Origin of the sequence: Mesorhizobium sp. M0048, from assembly GCF_040323405.1 — a bacterium.
Classification (GTDB): Bacteria; Pseudomonadota; Alphaproteobacteria; order Rhizobiales; family Rhizobiaceae; genus Mesorhizobium.
On the sequence record NZ_JAMYUV010000019.1, the window covers coordinates 42,782 to 64,219 of the forward strand.

Annotated in this window: 19 protein-coding genes; 16 read left to right on the forward strand and 3 right to left on the reverse strand. The window is 63.8% G+C overall.

The annotated features are described in order from the left end of the window. Positions 1 to 69: 69 nt before the first annotated feature. Positions 70 to 1,689, reverse strand: a complete 1,620-nt coding sequence (gene groL / locus NKJ84_RS17645; RefSeq protein WP_352507485.1) for a chaperonin GroEL — start codon at positions 1,687 to 1,689, stop codon at positions 70 to 72. Positions 1,690 to 1,787: 98 nt separating this feature from the next. Beyond that, on the reverse strand, positions 1,788 to 2,126 hold the full coding sequence (locus tag NKJ84_RS17650; RefSeq protein WP_352507486.1) for a co-chaperone GroES: 339 nt from the start codon (positions 2,124 to 2,126) through the stop codon (positions 1,788 to 1,790). Positions 2,127 to 2,369: 243 nt separating this feature from the next. On the opposite strand from NKJ84_RS17650, the gene NKJ84_RS17655 reads away from it, so the two are divergent. From NKJ84_RS17655 to NKJ84_RS17730, 16 genes are all read left to right on the forward strand, one after another. Next, positions 2,370 to 2,642, forward strand: coding sequence for a hypothetical protein (locus tag NKJ84_RS17655; RefSeq protein WP_352507523.1), 273 nt, complete (start codon positions 2,370 to 2,372; stop codon positions 2,640 to 2,642). Further along, on the forward strand, positions 2,639 to 2,905 hold the full coding sequence (locus NKJ84_RS17660) for a DUF1488 family protein (RefSeq protein ID WP_254819951.1): 267 nt from the start codon (positions 2,639 to 2,641) through the stop codon (positions 2,903 to 2,905). The genes NKJ84_RS17655 and NKJ84_RS17660 overlap by 4 nt, the downstream gene beginning before the upstream one ends. Positions 2,906 to 3,170: 265 nt before the next feature. Beyond that, positions 3,171 to 3,581, forward strand: a complete 411-nt coding sequence (locus tag NKJ84_RS17665; protein ID WP_352507487.1) for a DUF3168 domain-containing protein — start codon at positions 3,171 to 3,173, stop codon at positions 3,579 to 3,581. Positions 3,582 to 3,966: 385 nt separating this feature from the next. Beyond that, the gene (locus NKJ84_RS17670) at positions 3,967 to 4,266 is read left to right on the forward strand and encodes a hypothetical protein (RefSeq protein WP_352507488.1); all 300 of its coding nucleotides are present in this window, start codon (positions 3,967 to 3,969) and stop codon (positions 4,264 to 4,266) included. Between the two features lie 64 nt (positions 4,267 to 4,330). Then, complete coding sequence (locus tag NKJ84_RS17675; protein WP_023718390.1) at positions 4,331 to 4,996, forward strand: response regulator transcription factor; 666 nt, start codon at positions 4,331 to 4,333, stop codon at positions 4,994 to 4,996. 82 nt (positions 4,997 to 5,078) lie between these two features. Next, positions 5,079 to 6,434: an ATP-binding protein gene (locus NKJ84_RS17680; RefSeq protein WP_502900473.1), complete on the forward strand. Its 1,356-nt coding sequence runs from the start codon at positions 5,079 to 5,081 to the stop codon at positions 6,432 to 6,434. A gap of 109 nt (positions 6,435 to 6,543) precedes the next feature. Then, positions 6,544 to 6,978, forward strand: coding sequence for an RT0821/Lpp0805 family surface protein (locus tag NKJ84_RS17685; RefSeq protein ID WP_352507489.1), 435 nt, complete (start codon positions 6,544 to 6,546; stop codon positions 6,976 to 6,978). A 121-nt stretch (positions 6,979 to 7,099) separates the two neighbouring features. Further along, on the forward strand, positions 7,100 to 8,236 hold the full coding sequence (ccmI, locus tag NKJ84_RS17690; RefSeq protein ID WP_352507490.1) for a c-type cytochrome biogenesis protein CcmI: 1,137 nt from the start codon (positions 7,100 to 7,102) through the stop codon (positions 8,234 to 8,236). A gap of 3 nt (positions 8,237 to 8,239) precedes the next feature. Beyond that, positions 8,240 to 8,683, forward strand: coding sequence for a cytochrome c maturation protein CcmE (gene ccmE, locus NKJ84_RS17695; protein WP_023677821.1), 444 nt, complete (start codon positions 8,240 to 8,242; stop codon positions 8,681 to 8,683). A 71-nt stretch (positions 8,684 to 8,754) separates the two neighbouring features. Next, positions 8,755 to 10,743, forward strand: a complete 1,989-nt coding sequence (locus NKJ84_RS17700; protein ID WP_352507491.1) for a heme lyase CcmF/NrfE family subunit — start codon at positions 8,755 to 8,757, stop codon at positions 10,741 to 10,743. Next, positions 10,740 to 11,204, forward strand: a complete 465-nt coding sequence (locus tag NKJ84_RS17705; RefSeq protein WP_254819960.1) for a cytochrome c-type biogenesis protein — start codon at positions 10,740 to 10,742, stop codon at positions 11,202 to 11,204. The genes NKJ84_RS17700 and NKJ84_RS17705 overlap by 4 nt, the downstream gene beginning before the upstream one ends. A 116-nt stretch (positions 11,205 to 11,320) precedes the next feature. After that, complete coding sequence (locus tag NKJ84_RS17710; protein WP_352507492.1) at positions 11,321 to 12,865, forward strand: Do family serine endopeptidase; 1,545 nt, start codon at positions 11,321 to 11,323, stop codon at positions 12,863 to 12,865. Positions 12,866 to 13,154: 289 nt separating this feature from the next. Then, positions 13,155 to 13,829, forward strand: coding sequence for a response regulator transcription factor (locus NKJ84_RS17715; protein WP_352507525.1), 675 nt, complete (start codon positions 13,155 to 13,157; stop codon positions 13,827 to 13,829). Between the two features lie 6 nt (positions 13,830 to 13,835). Next, on the forward strand, positions 13,836 to 15,305 hold the full coding sequence (locus tag NKJ84_RS17720) for an ATP-binding protein (RefSeq protein ID WP_352507493.1): 1,470 nt from the start codon (positions 13,836 to 13,838) through the stop codon (positions 15,303 to 15,305). Beyond that, positions 15,305 to 18,271, forward strand: a complete 2,967-nt coding sequence (locus NKJ84_RS17725; RefSeq protein ID WP_352507494.1) for a bifunctional [glutamine synthetase] adenylyltransferase/[glutamine synthetase]-adenylyl-L-tyrosine phosphorylase — start codon at positions 15,305 to 15,307, stop codon at positions 18,269 to 18,271. The genes NKJ84_RS17720 and NKJ84_RS17725 overlap by 1 nt, the downstream gene beginning before the upstream one ends. Before the next feature lie 144 nt (positions 18,272 to 18,415). Next, positions 18,416 to 18,895, forward strand: coding sequence for an EF-hand domain-containing protein (locus NKJ84_RS17730; RefSeq protein WP_352507496.1), 480 nt, complete (start codon positions 18,416 to 18,418; stop codon positions 18,893 to 18,895). 51 nt (positions 18,896 to 18,946) lie between these two features. Here the strand turns inward: NKJ84_RS17730 and NKJ84_RS17735 are convergent, their stop codons facing one another. Then, complete coding sequence (locus NKJ84_RS17735) at positions 18,947 to 21,271, reverse strand: PAS domain-containing sensor histidine kinase (protein WP_352507497.1); 2,325 nt, start codon at positions 21,269 to 21,271, stop codon at positions 18,947 to 18,949. Positions 21,272 to 21,438 lie beyond the last annotated feature (167 nt).

The following is a 21,438-nucleotide window of genomic DNA, read 5'->3' on the forward strand; positions in this document are numbered from 1 at the left end:
TGCCGATGGTGCGCGCCGGGGAAGATACCCCGGCGGCTGTCTTTCAGGCTTGTTTCCGGCAGTGGCTGGTCAATAGCCCATGCCGCCGGGCGAAGCAGCGGCTTCCTTCGCCGGAACGTCGGTGATCATGGCTTCCGCCGTGATCAGAAGCGCCGCAATGGAGCCCGCGTCCTGCAGCGCCGTCCGTACCACCTTCGCCGGGTCGACGATGCCGGCCTTGATCATGTCGACATAGACCTCGTTCTGGGCATCGAAGCCCTGATTGTGATCCTTGCTGTCGGCGAGCTTGCCGACGACGATCGAACCTTCGACGCCGGAATTCTCGGCGATCTGCCGGATCGGCGCTTCGAGCGCTCTCGACACGATCGCAATGCCCGCTGTCACATCGGCATTGGCTCCGGTCATCCCGTTCAGCACAGCCTTGGCGCGCAGCAACGCGACACCGCCGCCCGGAACGATGCCTTCTTCAACGGCCGCGCGCGTGGCGTTCAGCGCATCGTCGATGCGGTCCTTCTTTTCCTTGACCTCGGATTCGGTGGCGCCGCCGACGCGGATGACGGCAACGCCGCCCGCCAGCTTGGCGAGACGTTCCTGCAGCTTCTCCTTGTCATAGTCGGACGTGGTTTCCTCGATCTGCCCCTTGATCTGCTGGACGCGCGCCTGGATGGTGGTCTTCTCGCCGGCGCCGTCGATGATCGTGGTGGTGTCCTTCTCGATCAGCACGCGCTTGGCGCGGCCGAGCATGTCTATGGTGATGTTCTCCAGCTTGATGCCGAGATCCTCGGAAATCATCTGTCCGGCGGTGAGCACGGCGATGTCTTCCAGCATGGCCTTGCGGCGGTCACCGAAGCCAGGCGCCTTGACGGCCGCGACCTTGAGGCCGCCGCGCAGCTTGTTGACGACCAGCGTCGCTAGCGCTTCGCCCTCGACGTCCTCGGAGATGATCAACAGCGGCCTGCCGCTTTGCACCACGGCTTCGAGGATGGGCAACAGCGCCTGCAGATTGCCGAGCTTCTTTTCGTGGATGAGGACGTAAGGGTCTTCCAGCTCGGCGCGCATCTTTTCGGCATTGGTGACGAAATAGGGCGAAAGATAGCCGCGGTCGAACTGCATGCCTTCGACGACGTCGAGTTCGGTTTCGGCGGTCTTGGCCTCCTCGACAGTGATGACGCCGTCATTGCCGACCTTGTCCATCGCCTTGGCGATCATGGCACCGACGCTGGTGTCGCCATTGGCGGCAATGGTGCCGACCTGCGCGATCTCGCCTGAGGACTTGACCTTCTTGGCGCGCGCCTGGATTTCCTGGACGACGGCGCTGACGGCAAAGTCGATGCCGCGCTTGAGGTCCATCGGGTTCATGCCGGCGGCAACGAATTTGGCGCCCTCGCGCAGGATGGAAGCGGCAAGCACCGTGGCGGTGGTGGTGCCGTCGCCGGCGAGGTCGTTGGTTTTCGAGGCCACTTCGCGCACCATCTGTGCGCCCATGTTTTCGAACTTGTCGGAAAGCTCGATTTCCTTGGCCACCGTCACCCCGTCCTTGGTGATGCGCGGCGCGCCGTAGGCCTTATCGATGATAACGTTGCGGCCCTTGGGGCCGAGCGTCACCTTGACGGCGTTGTTGAGAATTTCGACGCCGCGCAGCATGCGGTCACGCGCGTCGGTGGAGAATTTGATTTCCTTGGCAGACATGATTTTTTCCAGTTCGGTTGTCGTGGCACGGCGCTTGCAGCGCCTGAATCAAAGCTCGGAGCGTCCTTGCGCGTCCGGGAGGGCGCGCGGCCTTCCAATCAGGCGGCCTTCTTGGCAGCCACGGTCTTGTCGACGGTGCCCATCTCGCTTTTGTCGACGATGCCCATGATGTCGGCTTCCTTCATGATCAGAAGGTCCTCGCCGTCTATCTTGACCTCGGTGCCGGACCATTTGCCGAACAGGATGAGGTCGCCGGTCTTGACGTCGAGCGGGATCAGCGCGCCGCCTTCGTCCCGCGCGCCCGGCCCCACGGCGATCACTTCGCCTTCCTGCGGTTTTTCCCTGGCATTGTCGGGGATGATGATGCCGCCCTTGGATTTGGTGTCGCTTTCGGCGCGCCGAATGACGACGCGATCGTGAAGTGGCCGGAATTTCATGGGGACTCTTTCTGGGGCCAGCTTAGGCGGCCGCCCCTCTCTATAGGCGCCTTGGCACTCGATTGATAGGAGTGCCAAAAAATATTCATAGGGCACATCAAATATTGAATTTATTATCTTGCCTGGCCATCCCCCGGTGTTCGGGCCTTGCCGAATATTATTGAAATTGAATTTCTGTCTTTGAACACCTATTTTACGGTGAAGTTCACATTCACGACTTTCGCTGCAAGGGAGATTTTACCGATGGCCGAAGGCAATCAGAACATCATGGAAAAAGCTCAGGCTCGCTTCATGGAAAATCAGAAGAAAACGGCGGAGCGGAACAAAGCAACTGCCGAATACGTCTCGGAGGCCAAGGCCAGGGTCATCAAAACGGCAAGGCTGAGGGAATTGCGACTGGCCAAGGAAGAGGCGGACCGCGCGGCGGAAGCTCTGAATCCGGTCGCACCAAAGAAGAAGCGGGCGTCGCGGACAGTCAAGAAGGCCGTATCCGCATCGACGGAGGCAAAATCATGAGCCTGACATTTCCCAATCCCAGCCGCAGCTACGACGAGGCAAGCAAACGCATTCGCTTCGTCGGCCATGACGGCATGTTCCAGATTTCCTTCTCTGTCGCAACCGATGCCATCTCCAAGATGCAGCCGGGAACGGCGGCCTCAGAAGCTACCTACCTGGCAGCCTTCGACACGGCTTCCAACTCGATCCACGATGTCGCCAGGAATGCCTATGCCCGCACCCGCAGGAGCATATATGTGCTGACTGCGGCTGATTTTCGCTAGATCCGTCGCGATCCGTCCACAAGACGCTTTCTCAGGGCTTCCGGTTCGCCTTCGCTCGCCGCTTGACGTCGCGACCGTTCAGCCGGTCACGGGTCCGTGACGCGGAGGGCTGCGGCGTCGCGCATTCCAGGAGCAGGGCTTATTCCCGAGGTCATGAAGGTTCATAATCCGTATGAGACGCGCTGATTCGCGCTTTTGCCGGGATGCCGTCATGCAACGCAGCTACGCAGCCGGGAGGTCGACGCGACGGGCGAGGGCAAAGACAATGACCGCGCCGGCCCTCGAATTGCAGAAAGCCATATTCGAGGCAGTGAACGACGATCCCGATTTGTCGGCGGCACTGGGCGACGCACGATTGTTCGACCGTGCGCCGGAAAATGTTGCATTTCCCCACATGACCGTCGGCCGCACCAGCGTCTACGACTGGGCAACGGGGACGGAGAACAACGCCGAGCAGTTGCTGACGCTGCATATCTGGTCAAAGTCCGAGGCCAGCAAGGAAACCACCGACATCATGGACCTGCTCAGCGCCCGCCTGCGAGATGCGGCGCTCTCGCTTGGCGAACATCGTCGCGCCCATCTCAAGCCCGAATTCGCCGAAGCCCGCTACGACGAGGACCTTTCGGCCCATCATGGGCTGCTGCGCTTCCGCGCGGTGATCGAGGAAGACGGCTGACCGTCGGGCACTTTCCGTAAAATCGGGCTATTTTGTTCTTGCTTTGTGCCGGCAGCTATGCTATTAATTTGGCTATGGTGCTGATTGGCGCCAATGACCCGTCGCAGAGCGGGTTTTTTTATTTCCGGTCGGTTCGGCTGAATCTGCCTTCGGTTGCCGGATCAATTCTCGAGTTGGGGCAAACCTAAAGCGATTGCCTTTTCACCGCCAAACGATGCGCGGTTGTCGGCGGAGGATCGGAGGGCTAGGTTAAACTTTGGCGATTTCGCGGGATGGGCGGCGAAATGGCAGTCCGGTAATCTCGCGCTTCAGGGGTGTGGCGGGCATGCATTCGAGCGTTCACCGTTCATATCACGTTCAGCACCGGCGCGTTAGAACGCTGGCCATGAAAACCCTTCGCTCCCACTTCCGGACCGCGGCACTAGCGCTCTCAGCCGCCGGCCTGCTTGCGTCGCAAGCGATGGCGATCCCCGCTGGCACCCTCGAGCAGCCCCAGTCGGTCCTCCTCGCCGCGTCCGACTGCTACGCGATCGGCCAGCAGGTGGCGGAGCAGAATGGCGGCACTTTGGCCAAGGCCTCGCAGTCGACACGCGGCGGCCAGCCGGTCTGCGTCATCGTCGTGCTCGTTCCGGGCAAGGACGGGCAGCGTCCCCGTCGCTCGGAGATCGTCGTTCCGCTGAACTGAACCGTGCCGTTTCCCAGTCTGCCGGAATCGGCCTATATCTGAACAGCTTCAACAGGCCTTCTGCATGCGCGTACTCGTCGTCGAAGATGACAAGGATCTCAACCGGCAGATCGGCGACGCGCTGGTCGATGCCGGCTATGTCGTCGACCGCGCTTTCGATGGCGAGGAAGGGCACTTTCTCGGCGACACCGAGCCCTATGATGCCGTGGTGCTCGATATCGGCCTGCCGCAGATGGACGGCATCAGCGTGGTCGAGCGCTGGCGGCGCGGCGGCCGCAAGATGCCGGTGCTGATCCTGACGGCACGCGACCGCTGGAGCGACAAGGTTGCCGGCATCGACGCCGGCGCCGACGACTACGTCACCAAACCCTTCCACATCGAGGAAATTCTGGCCAGGGTGCGCGCTCTGATCCGGCGCGCTGCCGGGCATGCCTCGTCCGAGCTGACCTGCGGGCCGCTGCGTCTCGACACCAAGGCCTCCAAAGCCGACGTCGACGGCGTACCGCTGAAGCTGACCTCGCACGAATTCCGCTTGCTTGCTTACCTCATGCACCATATGGGCGAGGTGGTGTCCCGGACCGAACTGGTCGAGCATCTCTACGACCAGGATTTCGACCGCGATTCCAACACGATCGAGGTCTTTGTCGGGCGGCTTCGCAAGAAGATGGGCATCGACATGATCGAAACCGTTCGCGGCATGGGCTACCGCATGCGTAAGCCGGAGGCGTAACGCGGAACCGCTTCCTACAAGACCCGCCGTCTCGAACACGCCGTCGCTGCGGTCGTGGCCGCGTTCGCTGGCGTTTCGCGTCATCGCCTTTTCCACGGTCTGGGCGATCCTCACTCTGGTGGTCATCTTCACCTTGATCACCACGCTCTATCGCCAGGCCAGCGAGCGCGGTTTCGACAGCCTGCTTTCGGCGCATCTGTTCAACCTGATCGGCTCGGTGGGCGTTTCCGAAGGCGGCCAGTTGACGGGCGCCCCCGACCTCGGCGATTTGAGGTTCTCGGAGCCGAATTCCGGCTGGTACTGGTCGGTCGAGCCCGCCTCGGAAGGCGTGCACGGCGATCTCCATTCGTCGTCGATGACCAAGGCGATCCCGTCGCCAAGCGTTGCCGAGGTGCCCTTCAATGCCAGCTTCCAGCGCAGCTATTCAGCGGACGGCATCGAAGGCGAGCAGTTGGAGGTGTTCGAGAGCGAGTTCGTCCTCGATGCGAAAAATCGCGCCGCGCGCTTCCGTGTCATGGGCAACCAGACCGAGCTCGAGCAGGAAATCGCTACCTTCCAGCGGCGCCTGTTGACCTATCTGTCGCTGTTCGGCGTCGGCATGATCGCCATCAACGCGATTGCGATCCTGCTCGGCCTGCAGCCGCTGCGCCGGGTCAGGAATGCCCTTGCGATGGTACGCGAAGGAACCGCGCAGCGCCTCGACGGCCGTTTCCCGGCCGAGATCGAGCCGCTCGCCAACGAGACCAATGCGCTGATCGAGAACAACAGGCGTATCGTCGAGCGGTCGCGCACGCAGGTCGGCAACCTGGCGCACTCGCTGAAGACGCCGCTTGCCGTGCTGCTCAACGAGGCGCGGGCGCTGGGTGGCGCCAAGGGGCAGCTGATCGCCGAGCAGGCTGCTTCCATGCAGAAGCAAGTGGACCATTATCTGCAACGTGCCCGCGTCGCCGCGCAGCGCGACAGCGTCGTCTACCGAACGCCGGTGATACCGCTGGTCCAGCGCATGGTGCGGGTGCTGCAGAAGCTCAACCCGCAGACGGCGCTGTCGCTGTCATTGCCGGCCACCGACATCGTCTTTGCCGGCGAACGCGAGGACCTGGAGGAGTTGCTCGGCAATCTGCTCGACAATGCGATGAAATGGGCAAGGAGCGCGGTCGCCGTTTCCGTGAAGCCAATCTCCAGCAAGGGTGGCGCCAGCAAGGAGGGCGCGGCCAATCTATTCGAGATAGCCATCGAGGATGACGGCCCCGGCATTCCCGACGACAAGGCGCGCGAGGTATTGCAGCGCGGCCGGCGTCTCGACGAGACAAAACCGGGCAGCGGGCTCGGACTTGCCATTGTCGCCGACCTTGTCAACGAGTATGGAGGCTCTCTGGCGCTGGAACGATCCGTCATGGGTGGATTGAAGGCGATGGTTCGATTGCGGAGCCTTCAGTAATGCTTTTCCAGGTGGCCGGCTGCGGCCAAATTTCCGACAAACATCGACATTATGGCCGCGCCAGCCTGATGACAGCGCGGCGGTCCAGCTCAAGAAAGCCGGTATTGGCATGAAGATTCGCGTCGCGCTCGTTTCCGCCTTGCTCGCCATCTCCGGCTGCACGACGCTCAGCAAGGGCCCGGCCGTTACGGCAACGCCGGCCGCCACGCCCCCCAGCGGCGCCAAGGTGGCGACGACGATCATCTCCGCCATGGGCGGCGGCCTCGTCGGCGGCTCTATCGGCGCCAGCCTGAGCGAGACCGAGAAACGCAGCGCGCTCGAGGCGGAATACAAGGCGCTTGAATACACGGCGAGCGGCCAGAAAGTGGCTTGGAAGAGCGACAGTTCGGCCCATCGCGGCGAAGTGGTTGCCGCCCAGCCCTATCGCGTCGGATCGCAGGACTGCCGGCAATACACCCATACGGTGTTTACCGGCACCGCCGGCGCCACCGCGCGCGGAACCGCCTGCCGCAATGCCGACGGCAGCTGGACGCCGCTGACGTAGCTGGTCCGGCCGTTGGTGCGCCGATCCCGATCGGCACCAAAGCACGTCGCGTTCGGCCCCGCCAAAGCGTCGCAGCACGCTTGTGTTGGCAGGGCAGGGGTCTCGTTCTATTGGAAGAGCCATGCTGTTCTGGGTCATAGCCGCAATCCTGACGCTGGGCGCAAGCCTGGCGGTGCTGCTGCCGTTGGCCGGTGGATCGAAGAACGCGTCCGCTGCCGGCGATCACGACCTCGAAGTCTATCGCGACCAGCTGGCCGAGCTTGACCGCGATATGGCGCGTGGCCTGATCCAGCCGATGGAGGCCGAAGAGGCTCGCGCCGAAATCGCCCGCCGCATCCTTCGCCTGAGCAATGCCGGCCAAGCCGGCGAGACGGCGACGCAGCCGTCGCGGTCGACAAGACTGGTGGCGACGGCTGCCGTGCTGGCGGTTCCACTGGTCAGCTGGGGCCTCTATGGCCATCTCGGCTCACCCGACCTGCCATCGCAGCCACTCAGCGAACGCCTGGCCAAGAACCCCGCCGACAGCTCGGTCGACGAGCTGATAGCCCGCGCCGAGGCGCACCTGGCGGCCAACCCATCCGATGGCCGTGGCTGGGACGTTCTGGCGCCGGTCTATCTGCGCATGCAGCGATACGCCGATGCGGTGACCGCCTATCGCAACGCCATCCGCCTCGACGGCGACAGCGCCGCCCGTCAGGCGGGTCTTGGCGAGGCGATCGCCAATGCGGCCGGCGGCATTGTCTCAGCCGAAGCGCAGGCGGCGTTCGAGGCGGCGTTGAAGCTCGATCCGGCCAATCCGAAGGCCGCGTTCTATCTCGCGATGGGCATGGCACAGGAGGGCCGCATAGCTGAAGCCACGGCGGCCTGGCAAAAGATGCTTGCCGCCTTGCCGCAGGGCTCGCCGTGGCGCGGCGCCGTCGAGCAGGCGCTGGCTGAATCCGCCGCCCGCAACGTCGCTTCCGGAGCGCCCGCGAAAGGACCGAGCGCCGAGGATATCGATGCTGCCTCCTCGATGTCGCCGCAGGACCGACAAGCCATGATCAGCACTATGGTTGCCGGCCTCGACGAAATGCTTCGGCAAAATCCGCGCGACGAGGAAGGGTGGATGCAGCTCGTTCGTTCTTATGTCGTGCTGGGCAAGACAGATCAGGCACGTGACGCGCTCAATCGCGGTATTGCCGTCTTTGGCCCCGATAGCGACCAGGCCAGGAAATTCACCGCCTTTGCCGCCTCGCTCGGCGTGACGGCGACGGAGTAGACGATGACGCGCAAGCAGAAACGACTGTCGGTGATCGCCGCGGGGCTGGGGTTTCTCGGTGTTGCCACCGGGCTGACCTTCTATGCGCTTGGCCAGAAGGCCTCCTATTTCTACATGCCGGCCGATCTGGCCACCGCCAGCCTTCAGCCGGGCCAGCGCATCAGGCTCGGCGGCCTCGTCGAAAAAGGCACGGTCGAGCGTAGCCAAGGCGCCACCGTCGCCTTTTCGGTGACCGACAACCAGAAGGACGTCAAGGTTACCTATACCGGCATTCTTCCCGACCTTTTCCGGGAAGGGCAGGGCGTGATCACCGAAGGCTCGTTTGGCCCTGACGGCATCTTTGTCGCCGACAGCGTGCTCGCCAAGCATGACGAGACCTATATGCCCAAGGAAGTGGCCGACGGCCTCAAGGCCAAGGGCGTGTGGCAGGAGAGCAAGAGTGACTGAGCAGGTTCCGCAAAAGTGTTCCACGGTTTTGCGGCAAGAACCTGCGGCAAGATCTAGCGGGTGCGGCGACAATGGTTGAAACCGGACATTTCGCCCTGGTCCTGGCGTTTGCGCTGGCCCTGGTGCAGACGGTGGTGCCGGTGTTCGGCGCGCGCACCGGCAACCACAAGATGATGGCCGTCGGCGCACCCGCCGCGCTGACCGGCTTTGCCTTGACGGCGCTGTCCTTCGTAGCGCTGGCGACCGCCTATGCAGGGTCCGATTTTTCGGTTGAGAGCGTCTGGGAGAACTCGCATTCGCTGCAGCCGCTGATCTACAAGATCACCGGAACCTGGGGCAATCACGAAGGTTCGATGCTGCTCTGGGTGCTGATCCTGACCTTCTTCGGCGCGCTTGTCGCCGTTTTCGGCGGCAATCTTCCGGCGACGCTCCGGGCCAATGTGCTTGCCGTGCAGGGAGCGATCGGCGCCACGTTCTTCCTGTTCATCCTGACGACGTCGAACCCGTTCGTCAGGCTCAATCCGGCGCCCATCGAGGGCCGCGATCTCAACCCGATCCTGCAGGACCTCGGCCTCGCCATCCATCCGCCGCTGCTCTATCTCGGCTATGTCGGTTTCTCGATCTGCTTTTCCTTCTCTGTCGCTGCCCTCATCGAGGGCCGCATCGACGCTTCGTGGGCGCGCTGGGTAAGGCCGTGGACATTGGTTGCCTGGATGTTCCTGACCGGCGGCATCGCCATGGGCTCCTATTGGGCCTATTACGAGCTCGGCTGGGGCGGCTTCTGGTTCTGGGATCCGGTCGAGAACGCATCGTTCATGCCGTGGCTGGCGGGCACGGCGCTGCTGCATTCGGCCATCGTCATGGAAAAGCGCTCGGCGCTGAAGATCTGGACGCTGCTTCTGGCGATCCTGACCTTCTCACTGTCGCTGCTCGGCACCTTCCTGGTGCGTTCCGGCGTGCTGACCTCGGTGCACGCATTCGCCACCGATCCGACGCGTGGCGTTTTCATCCTCTGCATCCTGACGCTGTTCATCGGCGGCTCGCTGGCGCTGTTTGCCTTGCGCGCCTCCCGGCTGACGGCCGGCGGCCTGTTTCACCCGATCTCGCGCGAAGGCGCGCTGGTCCTGAACAATCTGTTCCTGACCACCGCCACCGCCACCGTGCTGGTCGGCACGCTCTATCCGCTCGTCGTCGAAGCCCTGTCTGCCGACAAGATTTCCGTCGGCGCGCCGTTCTTCGACCTGACATTCGGCCCGCTGATGGTGCCGCTCTTGGTCGTCGTGCCGTTCGGGCCGCTGCTCGCCTGGAAGCGCGGCGACATTTTCGCGGTCGCCCAGCGCCTGATGGCGGCTTTCGCCGCGGCGCTGCTCGCCGTACTGGTGACGGCCTTGTTCATCGATGGCGCATCGGTGTTCGCAGCGCTCGGGGTCGGCCTTGCCTTCTGGCTAATCTGCGGTGCGCTCACCGATCTCGCCGTCAAATCCGGCTTCGGCACCGTCGCGCTCGCCACCATGCTCAGGCGCTTCGCCGGCCTGCCGCGCTCGGTCTTCGGTACAGCGCTTGCGCATCTCGGTCTCGGGCTGACGACGCTCGGCATTGTCGGCACGCTTTGCTTCGGCACCGAAAAAATCCTGTCGATGCATGCCGGCGAGACCGTCGAACTGTCCGGTCACAAGCTGCGCTTCGAGGGGCTCTACCCGGCCCAGGGGCCTAACTACAGTGAGGATCGCGGCCGCTTCGCCCTGCTTGGCGCCGACGGCAGCGTCGCAGGCGAGATCACCTCGGCCAAGCGCTCATATCCGGTGCGCCAGATGACCACGACCGAATCCGGCATCAGGACGATCGGCTTCAGCCAGCTCTATCTTTCGCTTGGCGACGAGGGCAGCGATGGCTCGGTGGTCGTTCGTCTGTGGTGGAAGCCGCTGGTGACGCTGATCTGGGGCGGCGGACTGGTGATGATGGCGGGCGCGGCGATGTCGCTGCTCGACCGCCGCCTGCGCGTCGGCGCACCGTCGCGCCGCAAGCCTGCAGGCGCCATGCCATCGGCGAGCCCGCAATGAGAAGGAGCACGCTGGCCTCGCTGGTCCTGCTGCTGGCGCTGTTGTTCGCCGGCGCCGCGCAGGCGGTCAAGCCCGACGAGGTGCTCGCCGACCCGGCACTCGAGGCGAGGGCGCGCGCTTTGTCGGAAGGCCTGCGCTGCATGGTCTGCCAGAACCAGTCGATCGACGAGTCCGATGCCGATCTTGCCCGTGACCTGCGCATCCTTGTGCGCCAGCGCCTGGTCGCCGGCGATACCGATCAGCAGGTGATGGACTATGTCGTTTCGCGCTACGGCGAGTTCGTGCTGCTGAAGCCACGCTTCAATCTGCGCAATGTCTTGCTCTGGGGGACGCCAGTTCTTCTGCTGCTCGTTGGCGGGACGTGCATCCTGCTGGCCGCCCGCTCGCGCCGCTCGACGGCGACCAGTGCCCTGACCGCGGACGAGCAGGCGGCGTTGGACGCGATACTCCGCCGCGATTGATCGATACATTACGAAAGTTTCATGTACCGGAAATGGCGCCGTAATGTGCGGCTCTCTATTTCCTTTGTCGAGGATGCCAACCAAGGGGCGTCCCTTGAAAAGAGGATACGAGAACCATGAATGTTGCCCCCAATTCATCTCTTCGCACTCGCAAACGCCTGCTGGCCGCAGCCGCATCCCTGGCCATTGCCGGCGCGATCGGCTTCGGCGCCGTTGCCACCGGGACAGCCCCGGTGCTGGCCGACGCCGTGCGTGTCGAGGCACCGCAGGTCCCAAGCTTCGCCGATGTGGTCGAGCGCGTTTCGCCGGCGGTTGTCAGCGTGCGCGTCAAGGCCAAGATCCAGCCGACGGCCGATGACGGTTCCGACCAGATGGACGACGAAGACGGCTTAGGCAATCTTCCCGATAACCCGCAGCTGCGGCGTTTCTTCCGCGAATTCCGCGGCTTTGGCGATCAGGGCCCGAACGGAATGCGCCGTTTTGGACATCGTGACCGCAACAACGACCAGCCGCGGCCGGTGGCGCAAGGGTCCGGCTTCTTCATCTCCGATGACGGCTATCTCGTCACCAACAACCATGTCGTCGAGGAGGGCACCGCCTTCACCGTGGTGACCAATGACGGCAAGGAGCTTGACGCCAAGCTGATCGGCACGGATCCGCGCACCGATCTTGCCGTGCTCAAGGTCGATGATGGCAACAGGTTCACCTATGTCGACTTCGCCGATGATTCCAAGGTTCGCGTCGGCGACTGGGTGGTGGCTGTCGGCAATCCGTTCGGCCTCGGCGGCACGGTTACCGCAGGCATCGTTTCGGCCCGCGGCCGCGATATCGGCGCCGGTCCCTATGACGACTTCATCCAGATCGACGCCTCGGTGAACCGCGGCAATTCGGGCGGCCCGACCTTCAACCTCAACGGCCAGGTTGTCGGCATCAACACCGCGATCTTCTCGCCGTCGGGCGGCAGCGTCGGCATTGCCTTCGACATTCCCGCTTCGACCGCCAAGCAGGTCGTGCAGGACCTGATGAGGAACGGTACCGTCCAGCGCGGCTGGCTCGGCGTCGAAATCCAGCCGGTCACGCCCGAAATCGCCGAGTCGCTTGGCCTTGGGTCCGGCAAGGGCGCGCTCGTTGCCAGCGCGCAGGACAACGGTCCCGGCAAGAAGGCCGGCATCACGGCCGGTGACGTGATCACCCAGGTGGACGGCAAGGACGTTGCTTCGCCGAAGGAACTCGCCCGCCTGATTGGCGCTTACCCGCCCGGCAAATCGGTCGATGTCACGTTGTGGCGCAACGGCAAGAGCGAGGCGGTCAAGGTCGACCTTGGCAAGCTGCCGTCGAGCGACAAGCAGGCCTCGGCCGACCAGCAGCCTGCTCCGGCACCGAAGACCGACACGCTCGCCGATCTCGGCCTGACCGTTACCAAGTCCGAAAATGGCAAGGGACTTGTGGTGACCGACGTCGACCCCGACAGCGATGCCGCCGATCGCGGCATCCAGCCCGGCGACGTCATCACCTCCGTCAATTCGACGGAAGTGAGCGGCACCGCCGACGTCGACAAGGCGATGGCCGACGCGGTGAAGTCCGGCCGCAAGGCGGTGTTGATGCAGATCACCCGCGACGACAGCAACCGCTTCGTCGCACTGCCTGTCGCCAAGGGCTGACTTTTCCGGTGCGGCGGTTTTCAACACCCCCGAGCCGCCGCACGGGAAAGCACGGGGCCTGAATACGTTAGTCAGTCATCGTGTTCCGCCCCAGCGGCAGCGGGCTTCCCATCGCCCGCTGCCGCTCGAACATGTCGCTCAAAGCGTGAAGCGGTTTTAGGCTACGACATGCTAAAACAAAGACTTACCGCGTATCCCTGAATCACTTTGTTCGCGATACGCCATGGAGAAGGCCACGATGCGTATGCCGGCCACTCAATCTTCCAGCGAAATCGCGTATAACGGTTCTATGAAGATTCTCGTCATAGAAGACGATCGCGAGGCAGCCGACTACCTGCAGAAGGCGTTCGCCGAGGCCGGCCATACCGCCCATGTCGCCGGCGACGGCGAAACCGGCTTCGCGCTCGCCGATTCCGGCGACTATGACGTCATGGTCGTTGACCGCATGATGCCGCGCCGCGACGGCCTGTCCGTCATTGCCGGGCTCAGGTCCCGAGGCAATACGACGCCCGTGCTCATCTTGTCGGCGCTCGGCGAAGTCGACGACCGGGTCACCGGTCTGCGCGCCGGCGGTGACGACTACCTGACCAAACCCTACGCCTTTTCCGAACTGCTCGCCCGCGTCGAGGTGCTGAACCGCCGCGCCAGCGCCAGGAAAGCCGAAACCGTCTACCGGGTCGGTGATCTCGAACTCGACCGGCTGTCGCATTCGGTGCGCCGCGCCGGGCGCGAGATAACGCTGCAGCCGCGCGAGTTCCGCCTGCTCGAATATCTGATGCGCCATGCCGGCCAGGTGGTGACGCGCACCATGCTGCTCGAGAACGTCTGGGACTACCATTTCGATCCGCAGACCAACGTCATCGACGTTCATATCTCGCGGCTGCGGGGCAAGATCGAGAAGGGCTTCGACAAGCCGATCCTGCACACGGTTCGCGGCGCCGGCTACATGCTGAAAAGCGGCTAGAACCCCATGGCTCTTTCCGTGCCGGCCATCATGAAGACGACGGCAGCGCGGCTTTCGGCGCTTTATCTTCTGCTTTTTGCGCTGTGTGCGGTGTTGCTGGTCTTGTACATGACCTCGCTCTCGGTGCGCATGCTGACCGCCCAGACGCAGGAGACGATCAACGACGAGGTGCTCGGCCTCGCCCGCGCCTATCAGCGCGGCGGCCTCCCGCTGCTGGTCCGCGTCGTCGAGCAGCGCTCCCGCCAGCCCGGCGCCAATCTCTATCTGATCGCCGATGCCAACGGCCAGATCCTGACCGGCAACGTGCAGAGCCTGGAGCCGGGCGTGATCGAGGCCGAGGGCTGGACCACCGAACCGTTCTCCTACCGCCGCTTCGGTGAGGGCGAGCTCGAGCGGCAGCGCAACCCGGTTTCCGACCCGAACGAGCCCGCCCAGAGCGAAGTCCAGACCGAAGGCGAGAAAGGCCACAACGCCGTTGCCCTGGTGCTGCGCCTGCCCAACCAGATGATCATGCTGGTCGGCCGCGACCTCGGCGAGCCGGAGCGCTTCCGCGCCGTCATTCGCCGCGCCTTGATGCTGGCGCTCGGCATGATGGGCGTCGGCGGGCTGCTGATCTGGTTCTTCGTCGGGCGCGCGGCGCTGAAGCGCATCGACAGCGTGTCGGAGGCGAGCCGCCGCATCATGGGCGGCGATCTTTCCGGCCGGCTGCCGGTCACCGGCGCCGGTGACGAGTTCGACCGGCTGTCGGAAAACCTCAATTCCATGCTGGCCCGGATCGCTACGCTGAACGAGGGCCTGAAGCAGGTCTCCGACAACATCGCCCACGACCTGAAGACGCCGCTGACCAGGCTGCGCAATCGCGCCGAGGCGACGCTTTCGGGCAAGCACAACACCAGTGACTACCGGCAGGCGCTGGAAGGAACGATCGCCGAATCCGATCAGCTGATAAAGACCTTCAACGCTATCCTGATGATCTCGCGGCTGGAGGCCGGCTATTCCTCGGAAAGCACCACCAGGGTCGATCTGGCCGCTGCCGTGCACGACGTCGTCGAACTCTACGAGCCGGTAGCGGAGGAGGCGGGCGTGACGCTCGAAACTTCGGTGCAAGGTTCTTTCGTCGTCGACGGCAATCGCGAGCTGATCGGCCAAGCGCTGTCCAACATCGTCGACAACGCGATCAAATATTCGACCGACTCGACCTCCAGGCCTACGGTTCGCGTGACGCTGGAGCGTATCGGTAGCGAGATCAGACTCGCCGTCTCCGACAACGGCCAGGGCATTCCCGACGATGTCGACCGCGCCAGGGTGACCGAGCGTTTCGTGCGGCTGGAAAAGAGCCGCTCGCAGCCGGGTTCCGGCCTTGGCTTGAGTCTCGCCAAGGCGATCATGACATTCCACAATGGACGGCTTGAGCTGCTGCCCGGCAATCCCGGATTGTCGGTCGTCATGAGTTTTCCCGGGCGGGAGGATCGCTGATGGTTGCGAGGATGGCAGTGCGACGCCTGGAAACGGACTGGCTGTTGAAGCCGGCGGTAAGGCTCGTTCCGCTGGACGCAAGCCGCGCCAGGCAGGAATTGTCGGAGGTCGCCGACGCCGCGCGGCAAAAGGAACTGCCGCGACTGGCGAAATTTCTCGCCGGCAAGGGGGTCGTCCAGGATTTCCTCGCCGCGGTGTTCGACATGTCGCCGTTCCTGCGCGATACGGCGCGCCGCCGGCCGCGGATACTCGATGCGCTTTTCGACGGGAGGGTCGAGGCGCGGCTGTCATCGATCGGCGCCGCGGTCGACAAGGCAGCACGCGCGGAGGCCGTCTCCGAAACCAGCCTGATGATGGAGCTGCGCCAATGCAAGGCGGAGGCACATTTCCTGATCGCCTTGGCCGATCTGGCCGGCGAGGCCGAGACCTCGTTGACAGTGCGGCGACTGAGCGACCTTGCCGACGCCTGCACGCGTGCGGCCGTCGATTTCCTGCTCCGCGACGCGCATGAGCAGGGCAAGCTCCGATTGCCGGATCCCAAAAATCCGGCACGACGCTCGGGCTGGATTCTGCTCGGCATGGGCAAGCTCGGCGCGCATGAGCTGAACTTCTCCTCCGACATCGACCTCGTCGTCTTCTTCGACCCCGATGCGCCTGCCGTCGTCGATCCGCTCGATGCCACAGAGCTGTTTTCGCGCCTGACCCGCCGGCTGGTCCGTATCCTCCAGGACCGCACCGAGCACGGTTACGTCTTCCGCACCGATCTCAGGCTTCGTCCCGACCCCGGCTCGACGCCGCTGGCGATCCCGGTCGAGGCAGCGCTGCGCTACTATGAGGCGCGCGGCCAGAACTGGGAGCGCGCCGCCATGATCAAGGCTCGCCCGGTGGCCGGCGATGTTGCCGCCGGCGCCGCGTTCCTGAAGGAACTGCAGCCCTATATCTGGCGCAAATACATGGACTATGCGGCGATTGCCGACGTCCATTCGATCAAGCGCCAGATCCACGCCCACAAGGGCCATGGCGAGGTCGCGGTCAAGGGCCACAACGTCAAGCTCGGCCGCGGCGGCATCCGCGAGATCGAGTTCTTCGTCCAGACCCAGCAGCTTATCGCCGGCGGCCGCTTTCCCGAACTGCGCGGCCGCGAGACCGTGCCGATGCTCGGCGAACTCGCCGCACGCGGCTGGATCACCGCCGACGCGCGCGATGCACTCACCAGGCAATACTGGTTCCTGCGCCGCGTCGAACATGCCATCCAGATGGTTGCCGACCAGCAGACGCATATTCTGCCGGAGGACGAAGAGGGGCTGGAACGCGTCGCCCGCATGCTGGGCTTTGCCGATGCGGCAGGCTTTGCCGAAACGTTCCGCGCGGCGCTGCATCAGGTCGAGCGCCACTATGCAGCGCTGTTCGAGACCGCGCCGGAGCTTTCGGCCGGCATCGGCAATCTGGTCTTTACCGGCGACGTCGACGATCCCGATACCTTGCAGACCCTGCGGCGGCTCGGCTTCCAGCGGCCGAGCGACATCTGCCGGGTTATCCGCGGCTGGCACTTCGGCCGCTACCGCGTCACCCGGTCGGCGGAGGCGCGCGAGCGGCTGACCGAACTGACGCCGGCGCTGCTGCAAGCCTTCGGCCAGACGCGGCGAGCGGACGAGGCGGTGATCCGCTTCGACGAATTCCTTGCCGGCCTGCCTGCCGGCATCCAGCTGTTTTCGCTGCTGCAGTCGAATCCGGCGTTGCTGAAGCTGATGGCGACGATCATGGGCGCAGCACCGCGGCTAGCCGCCATCATCACGCGCCGGCCGCATGTCTTCGATGGCCTGCTCGATCCGGCGCTGCTGAGCGAACTGCCCAACCGCGCCTATCTGTCGGCGCGCCTCGCTGCCTTCCTCGAAGGCGACAGGGCTTACGAGGACGTGCTCGACCGGCTGCGCATCTTTGCTTCGGAGCAAAAATTCCTGATCGGCGTCAGGCTGCTTGCCGGGTCGATCGATCCGCCGCGCGCCGGCCGCGCTTTTTCCGATCTCGCCGACCTGACCATCGAGGCGGCGTTGCAGGCGGTGACAGCGGAATTCGCGTTGCGTCATGGCTATATTGCCGGCGGCAGGGTCGCACTGCTCGGCATGGGTAAGCTCGGCAGCCGCGAACTGACGGCGGGTTCCGACGTCGACCTCATCCTGCTCTACGATCACGACGCCGATGCCGAGGAGTCCGACGGCCACAAGCCGCTTGCCCCGTCGCATTACTACAGCCGGCTGACGCAGCGGCTGATCGCCGCCGTTTCCGCGCCGACCGCCGAGGGCGTGCTCTACGAGCTCGACCTTCGCCTGCGACCGTCCGGCAACAAGGGGCCGGTGGCCACGCACGTCGATGCCTTCAAGAAGTACCAGCGCCACGACGCCTGGACATGGGAGCATATGGCGCTGGCGCGGGCCCGCACGATCGGTGGCGATGCCGAGCTCTGCCGCGAGGTTGAGGAGGAAGTTGCCACAGTGCTCGCTCTGCCGCGCGATCCAGCCAAGGTGATGGCCGAGGCATCCGAGATGCGCGCCATGGTCGACAAGGAGAAGCCGCCGCGCGATCCCTGGGACATCAAGCTGATCCCGGGCGGCCTCATAGATCTCGAATTCATTGCCCAGGTTGCGCTGATCACGGGAAAGATCGAAGCCGGCCGCAGGGCCACCGGCACGGCTGAGGTCCTGTCGCGCCTGGCGCCGGATTTCGCCGACGCCCCGGTCAGGCAGGAACTGGTGGATGCCTATTCGCTCTATCTGGCGCTGACTCAGATGATACGGCTTTGCCTCACCGGCGCGTTCGAACGCGACGACGTTCCGCCAGGGCTTTCCGATCTGCTTCTTGCGGTCACCGACCTGCCTGATTTCGGTGTGCTTGAAGCGCATCTCAAGGAGACGTCGCAGAAGGTCAGAAAGGATTTCGACCTTCTGCTTCGTGCGAAACAATCGTGACGGCAACCAGCCGTACGGGCGAGAGCATCGGACCCAAAACTGTGACCTTTTTTGGGAGGTTCCGAGGTTCAATCAAAGAGATAGAGCGGGGGATGAAGGTCCGCCGCTCTAGCATCGGGGGTGACGATGCAACAGGAGAAGACTATGAGAAAGACAACCAGACTTGCACTCGTTTTCGCAGCCCTGGCCGGCGCCGTCGGCACCGCAGCCTATGCAGACGAGCACTCCGGCGCCGGGCCGCGCGGCGGCATGATGATGCGCCTGGGCAAAGTCATGAAGGACAATGACGGCACCATCACCTTCGACCAGTTCTCCGACGCCATGAACGCTCGACTGAAGAAGATGGTCGCTGACAATGGCGGCAAGCTGACCGTGGCACAGCTCGCCGACGCGCTGGAGAAGGCACGCTTCGAGCAGATGGCCAGGCGCATCATCGCCCGCTACGACACCAAGGGCGACGGCACGCTGACCGCCGACGATATCACCAGCCGCCAGAAGAAGGTGTTCGCCATGCTCGACCGTGACAATGACGGCAAGATCGAGAAGAACGAACTGCCGAAGGGTCCCGGCCGTCACCGCCAATGGGACGGCGAGGGCAATGATGGCGCTGACGGCATGCAGTGAGAATTGACAACCGCTCCGGCGGCGCGAGCCGCCGGAGACTTATCTGGTCATTCACGCAGCCGCCCTGATCGCCTGCGCGACTTTCTTCATCGGGATGCGTACCGAGACGATCGTGCCGATGCTTTCGGTCGAACGGATCTTCAAGGCGCCACCCTGAAGCTCGGCCAGCGAGCGCGAGATGGCGAGGCCGAGGCCGGAGCCGGTATGGCTCTTGGAGAACTGGTTTTGCACCTGTTCGAATGGCCGTCCGAGCTTGCTCAGCGCCGCTTTCGGGATGCCACAGCCATTGTCCTCGATCGTCAGGATCAGCGCGCTGGAAATGCTGCGGGCTCTGACCGAAATGTGGCCGCCTTGCCCGGTGAACTTCACCGCATTGGACAGAAGGTTGATGAGGATCTGCTTGATCGCCCTGCGGTCGGCGAACAGCGTCAGCGAATCGGCGATGCGGGTTTCGACGGTGATCGACTTTTCCGCCGCCTGCAGCGAGACGACGCGAACTGTCTCCCTGATGAGCGGGCAGAGATCGATTTCTTCCTGATCCAGGGCGAACTGGCCGGCCTCGATCTTCGACATGTCGAGGATGTCGTTGATCACGCCGAGAAGATATTTGCCGCTGCCATTGATGTCGGTGGCATACTCTTCGTAGCGCGACGACCCCAGCGGCCCGAACAGCCGCCGTTCCATCAGTTCCGAGAAGCCGATGATCGCGTTGAGCGGCGTCCGCAACTCGTGCGACATGTTGGCCAGGAATTCGGATTTGGCCCGGTTTGCCGCTTCAGCCCGCTCGGTTTCCTTCATGTATTTGCGATTGAGCTCGACGAGCTCACGAGCCCGTTCTTCTTCCGCGCGGCGGGCAAGGCTGAGGTCGTGGATTGTCGCCATCAGCCGGCGCTCGCTGTCGACCAGCTTCTCCTGGTGCAGCTTGATCTGGGTGATGTCGGAGCCGACGGAGACGGTGCCGCCGTCCCTTGTCCGCAACTCGTTCACTTGCAGCCAGCGGCCGTCGGCAAGCTGGCGCTCGAAGGTCACGCCCCCCTGCGGTCCATTGGTATTGGCAAGCCGCCGCTCCGAGGCAAAGGCCAGCATGCGTTCCTCCAGAACGGCGCGCGGAGCGCCCGGCATCACGTCGCGATCCGACAGGCCGTTGTCCTGCTGGTATTTGGAATTGCACATGATCAGGCGCTCGGACGAATCCCACAGCACGAAGGATTCGTTGATGTTTTCGATGGCCGTCCTCAGGCGCAGGTCCGCCGCTTCGGAGCGCAGCGCCAGGTGCCGCTGCTCGGTGACGTCGACGGCGATGCCGATCAGCTGGATCTCCGGCGCTTCCGGGTCGATAACCTGCGCTCTTGCGCGCATCCAAACCCATTGCCCGTCGGCATGGCGCATCCGGAACACCTGGTCGATATAGTCGATCTCGCGTGCGACGATCCTGTTGGCGAGTTCGAACAAATCGCCGTCCTCGGGATGAATGATTTCGTCGACTTCGCCGAACGACAGCATCGTGTCGCAAGGCTCGTAGCCCAGCATGTCGTACATCGAGCGCGACCAGTACATCTTGCCGCGCACCATGTCCCAATCCCACAGGCCGCAGCGGCCGCGTACCAACGCCATGTCGATGCGTTGGTGGGCTTCGAGATAGATGCGGTCGGCGGCCTGGGCACGCGCCGCCTGGCCGAAATAGGCATAAAGGATGACGATCAGCACGCCGGCCGTCAGCACGAACAGCGTGACATTGAGTGAGACCGTCTTGCGCCAGGCGTCAAAAACTGCCTCCTGCGGCACGAACGCTGCCGCGGCACCCTTTCGGCCATTCGCCAGGCTCACTGCTGCGTACCAGTCCTGTCCGCCGATGCTGACCTCCATCACTCCGGCGCGATCGCCGAACATGAACAGCGGCTGCCCGCCCTGCACGACGCCATCGAGCGATCGGCCCTCCCAGTGCATCGACTGCGGCGATACGGCAATGATCTTGAAGGCGCTGTCGGTGATCGCCAGTACGTGGCTTCGGCCCATCGCGCCCTGACGACCGGTGCTCTCCAGCAGGTCCTGGATCGCACCTGGCGTGGAAACCATGGTCGCGTCGGCGATCGAACTGGCCAGTTGGCCGGCGGCCAGCGCAAGGATCGCCTTGGCGCCGCGCTCGATCTCGTCGCGCTCGTTCATCAGTGACAGAAAGCGCAGTACTGCGATGATCAACAGAAACATGATAATGAGGGCCGGTATCGATCGCCGCAACAGCGGTTCGGCTGCCAGCAGCCGTCGGTAGGCAGGTTCGGCGATGAGCCGCGTATTGCCCGCGAGACCGTCGTTTCGCGCCTCGCGACGCTCAAACGCCGTCCCACCGGGCGCGCCCCACGCGTCCGCCTTCGCCATAAATGGCACTCCCCGATCTTCTGTCCCGCTTGACGATCCGGCAACGCCGCACTTCCGAATCGTCACTAAAGAATCAAAGGGGATTCGCCTTGTCCAGAGGTGCGGCGAAAAAAGATTAAAAATCGACTAAAATAATGGGTTTTCGGATGGTCTTCCCTTCTCCCACG

Excerpts from the sequence above, each read along its gene's own strand:
- NKJ84_RS17670 (WP_352507488.1), top strand. The coding sequence starts at position 3,967 with ATGAAAACCCTTCGCTCCCACTTCCGGACCGCGGCACTAGCGCTCTCA.
- NKJ84_RS17675 (WP_023718390.1), top strand. The coding sequence starts at position 4,331 with ATGCGCGTACTCGTCGTCGAAGATGACAAGGATCTCAACCGGCAGATC.
- NKJ84_RS17720 (WP_352507493.1), top strand. The coding sequence starts at position 13,836 with ATGGCTCTTTCCGTGCCGGCCATCATGAAGACGACGGCAGCGCGGCTT.
- ccmI (WP_352507490.1), top strand. The coding sequence starts at position 7,100 with ATGCTGTTCTGGGTCATAGCCGCAATCCTGACGCTGGGCGCAAGCCTG.
- NKJ84_RS17660 (WP_254819951.1), top strand. The coding sequence starts at position 2,639 with ATGAGCCTGACATTTCCCAATCCCAGCCGCAGCTACGACGAGGCAAGC.
- NKJ84_RS17710 (WP_352507492.1), top strand. The coding sequence starts at position 11,321 with ATGAATGTTGCCCCCAATTCATCTCTTCGCACTCGCAAACGCCTGCTG.
- NKJ84_RS17735 (WP_352507497.1), bottom strand. The coding sequence starts at position 21,271 with ATGGCGAAGGCGGACGCGTGGGGCGCGCCCGGTGGGACGGCGTTTGAG.
- groL (WP_352507485.1), bottom strand. The coding sequence starts at position 1,689 with ATGTCTGCCAAGGAAATCAAATTCTCCACCGACGCGCGTGACCGCATG.
- NKJ84_RS17715 (WP_352507525.1), top strand. The coding sequence starts at position 13,155 with ATGAAGATTCTCGTCATAGAAGACGATCGCGAGGCAGCCGACTACCTG.
- NKJ84_RS17650 (WP_352507486.1), bottom strand. The coding sequence starts at position 2,126 with ATGAAATTCCGGCCACTTCACGATCGCGTCGTCATTCGGCGCGCCGAA.
- NKJ84_RS17725 (WP_352507494.1), top strand. The coding sequence starts at position 15,305 with ATGGTTGCGAGGATGGCAGTGCGACGCCTGGAAACGGACTGGCTGTTG.
- NKJ84_RS17685 (WP_352507489.1), top strand. The coding sequence starts at position 6,544 with ATGAAGATTCGCGTCGCGCTCGTTTCCGCCTTGCTCGCCATCTCCGGC.
- NKJ84_RS17705 (WP_254819960.1), top strand. The coding sequence starts at position 10,740 with ATGAGAAGGAGCACGCTGGCCTCGCTGGTCCTGCTGCTGGCGCTGTTG.
- NKJ84_RS17655 (WP_352507523.1), top strand. The coding sequence starts at position 2,370 with ATGGCCGAAGGCAATCAGAACATCATGGAAAAAGCTCAGGCTCGCTTC.
- NKJ84_RS17665 (WP_352507487.1), top strand. The coding sequence starts at position 3,171 with ATGACCGCGCCGGCCCTCGAATTGCAGAAAGCCATATTCGAGGCAGTG.
- NKJ84_RS17700 (WP_352507491.1), top strand. The coding sequence starts at position 8,755 with ATGGTTGAAACCGGACATTTCGCCCTGGTCCTGGCGTTTGCGCTGGCC.
- ccmE (WP_023677821.1), top strand. The coding sequence starts at position 8,240 with ATGACGCGCAAGCAGAAACGACTGTCGGTGATCGCCGCGGGGCTGGGG.
- NKJ84_RS17730 (WP_352507496.1), top strand. The coding sequence starts at position 18,416 with ATGAGAAAGACAACCAGACTTGCACTCGTTTTCGCAGCCCTGGCCGGC.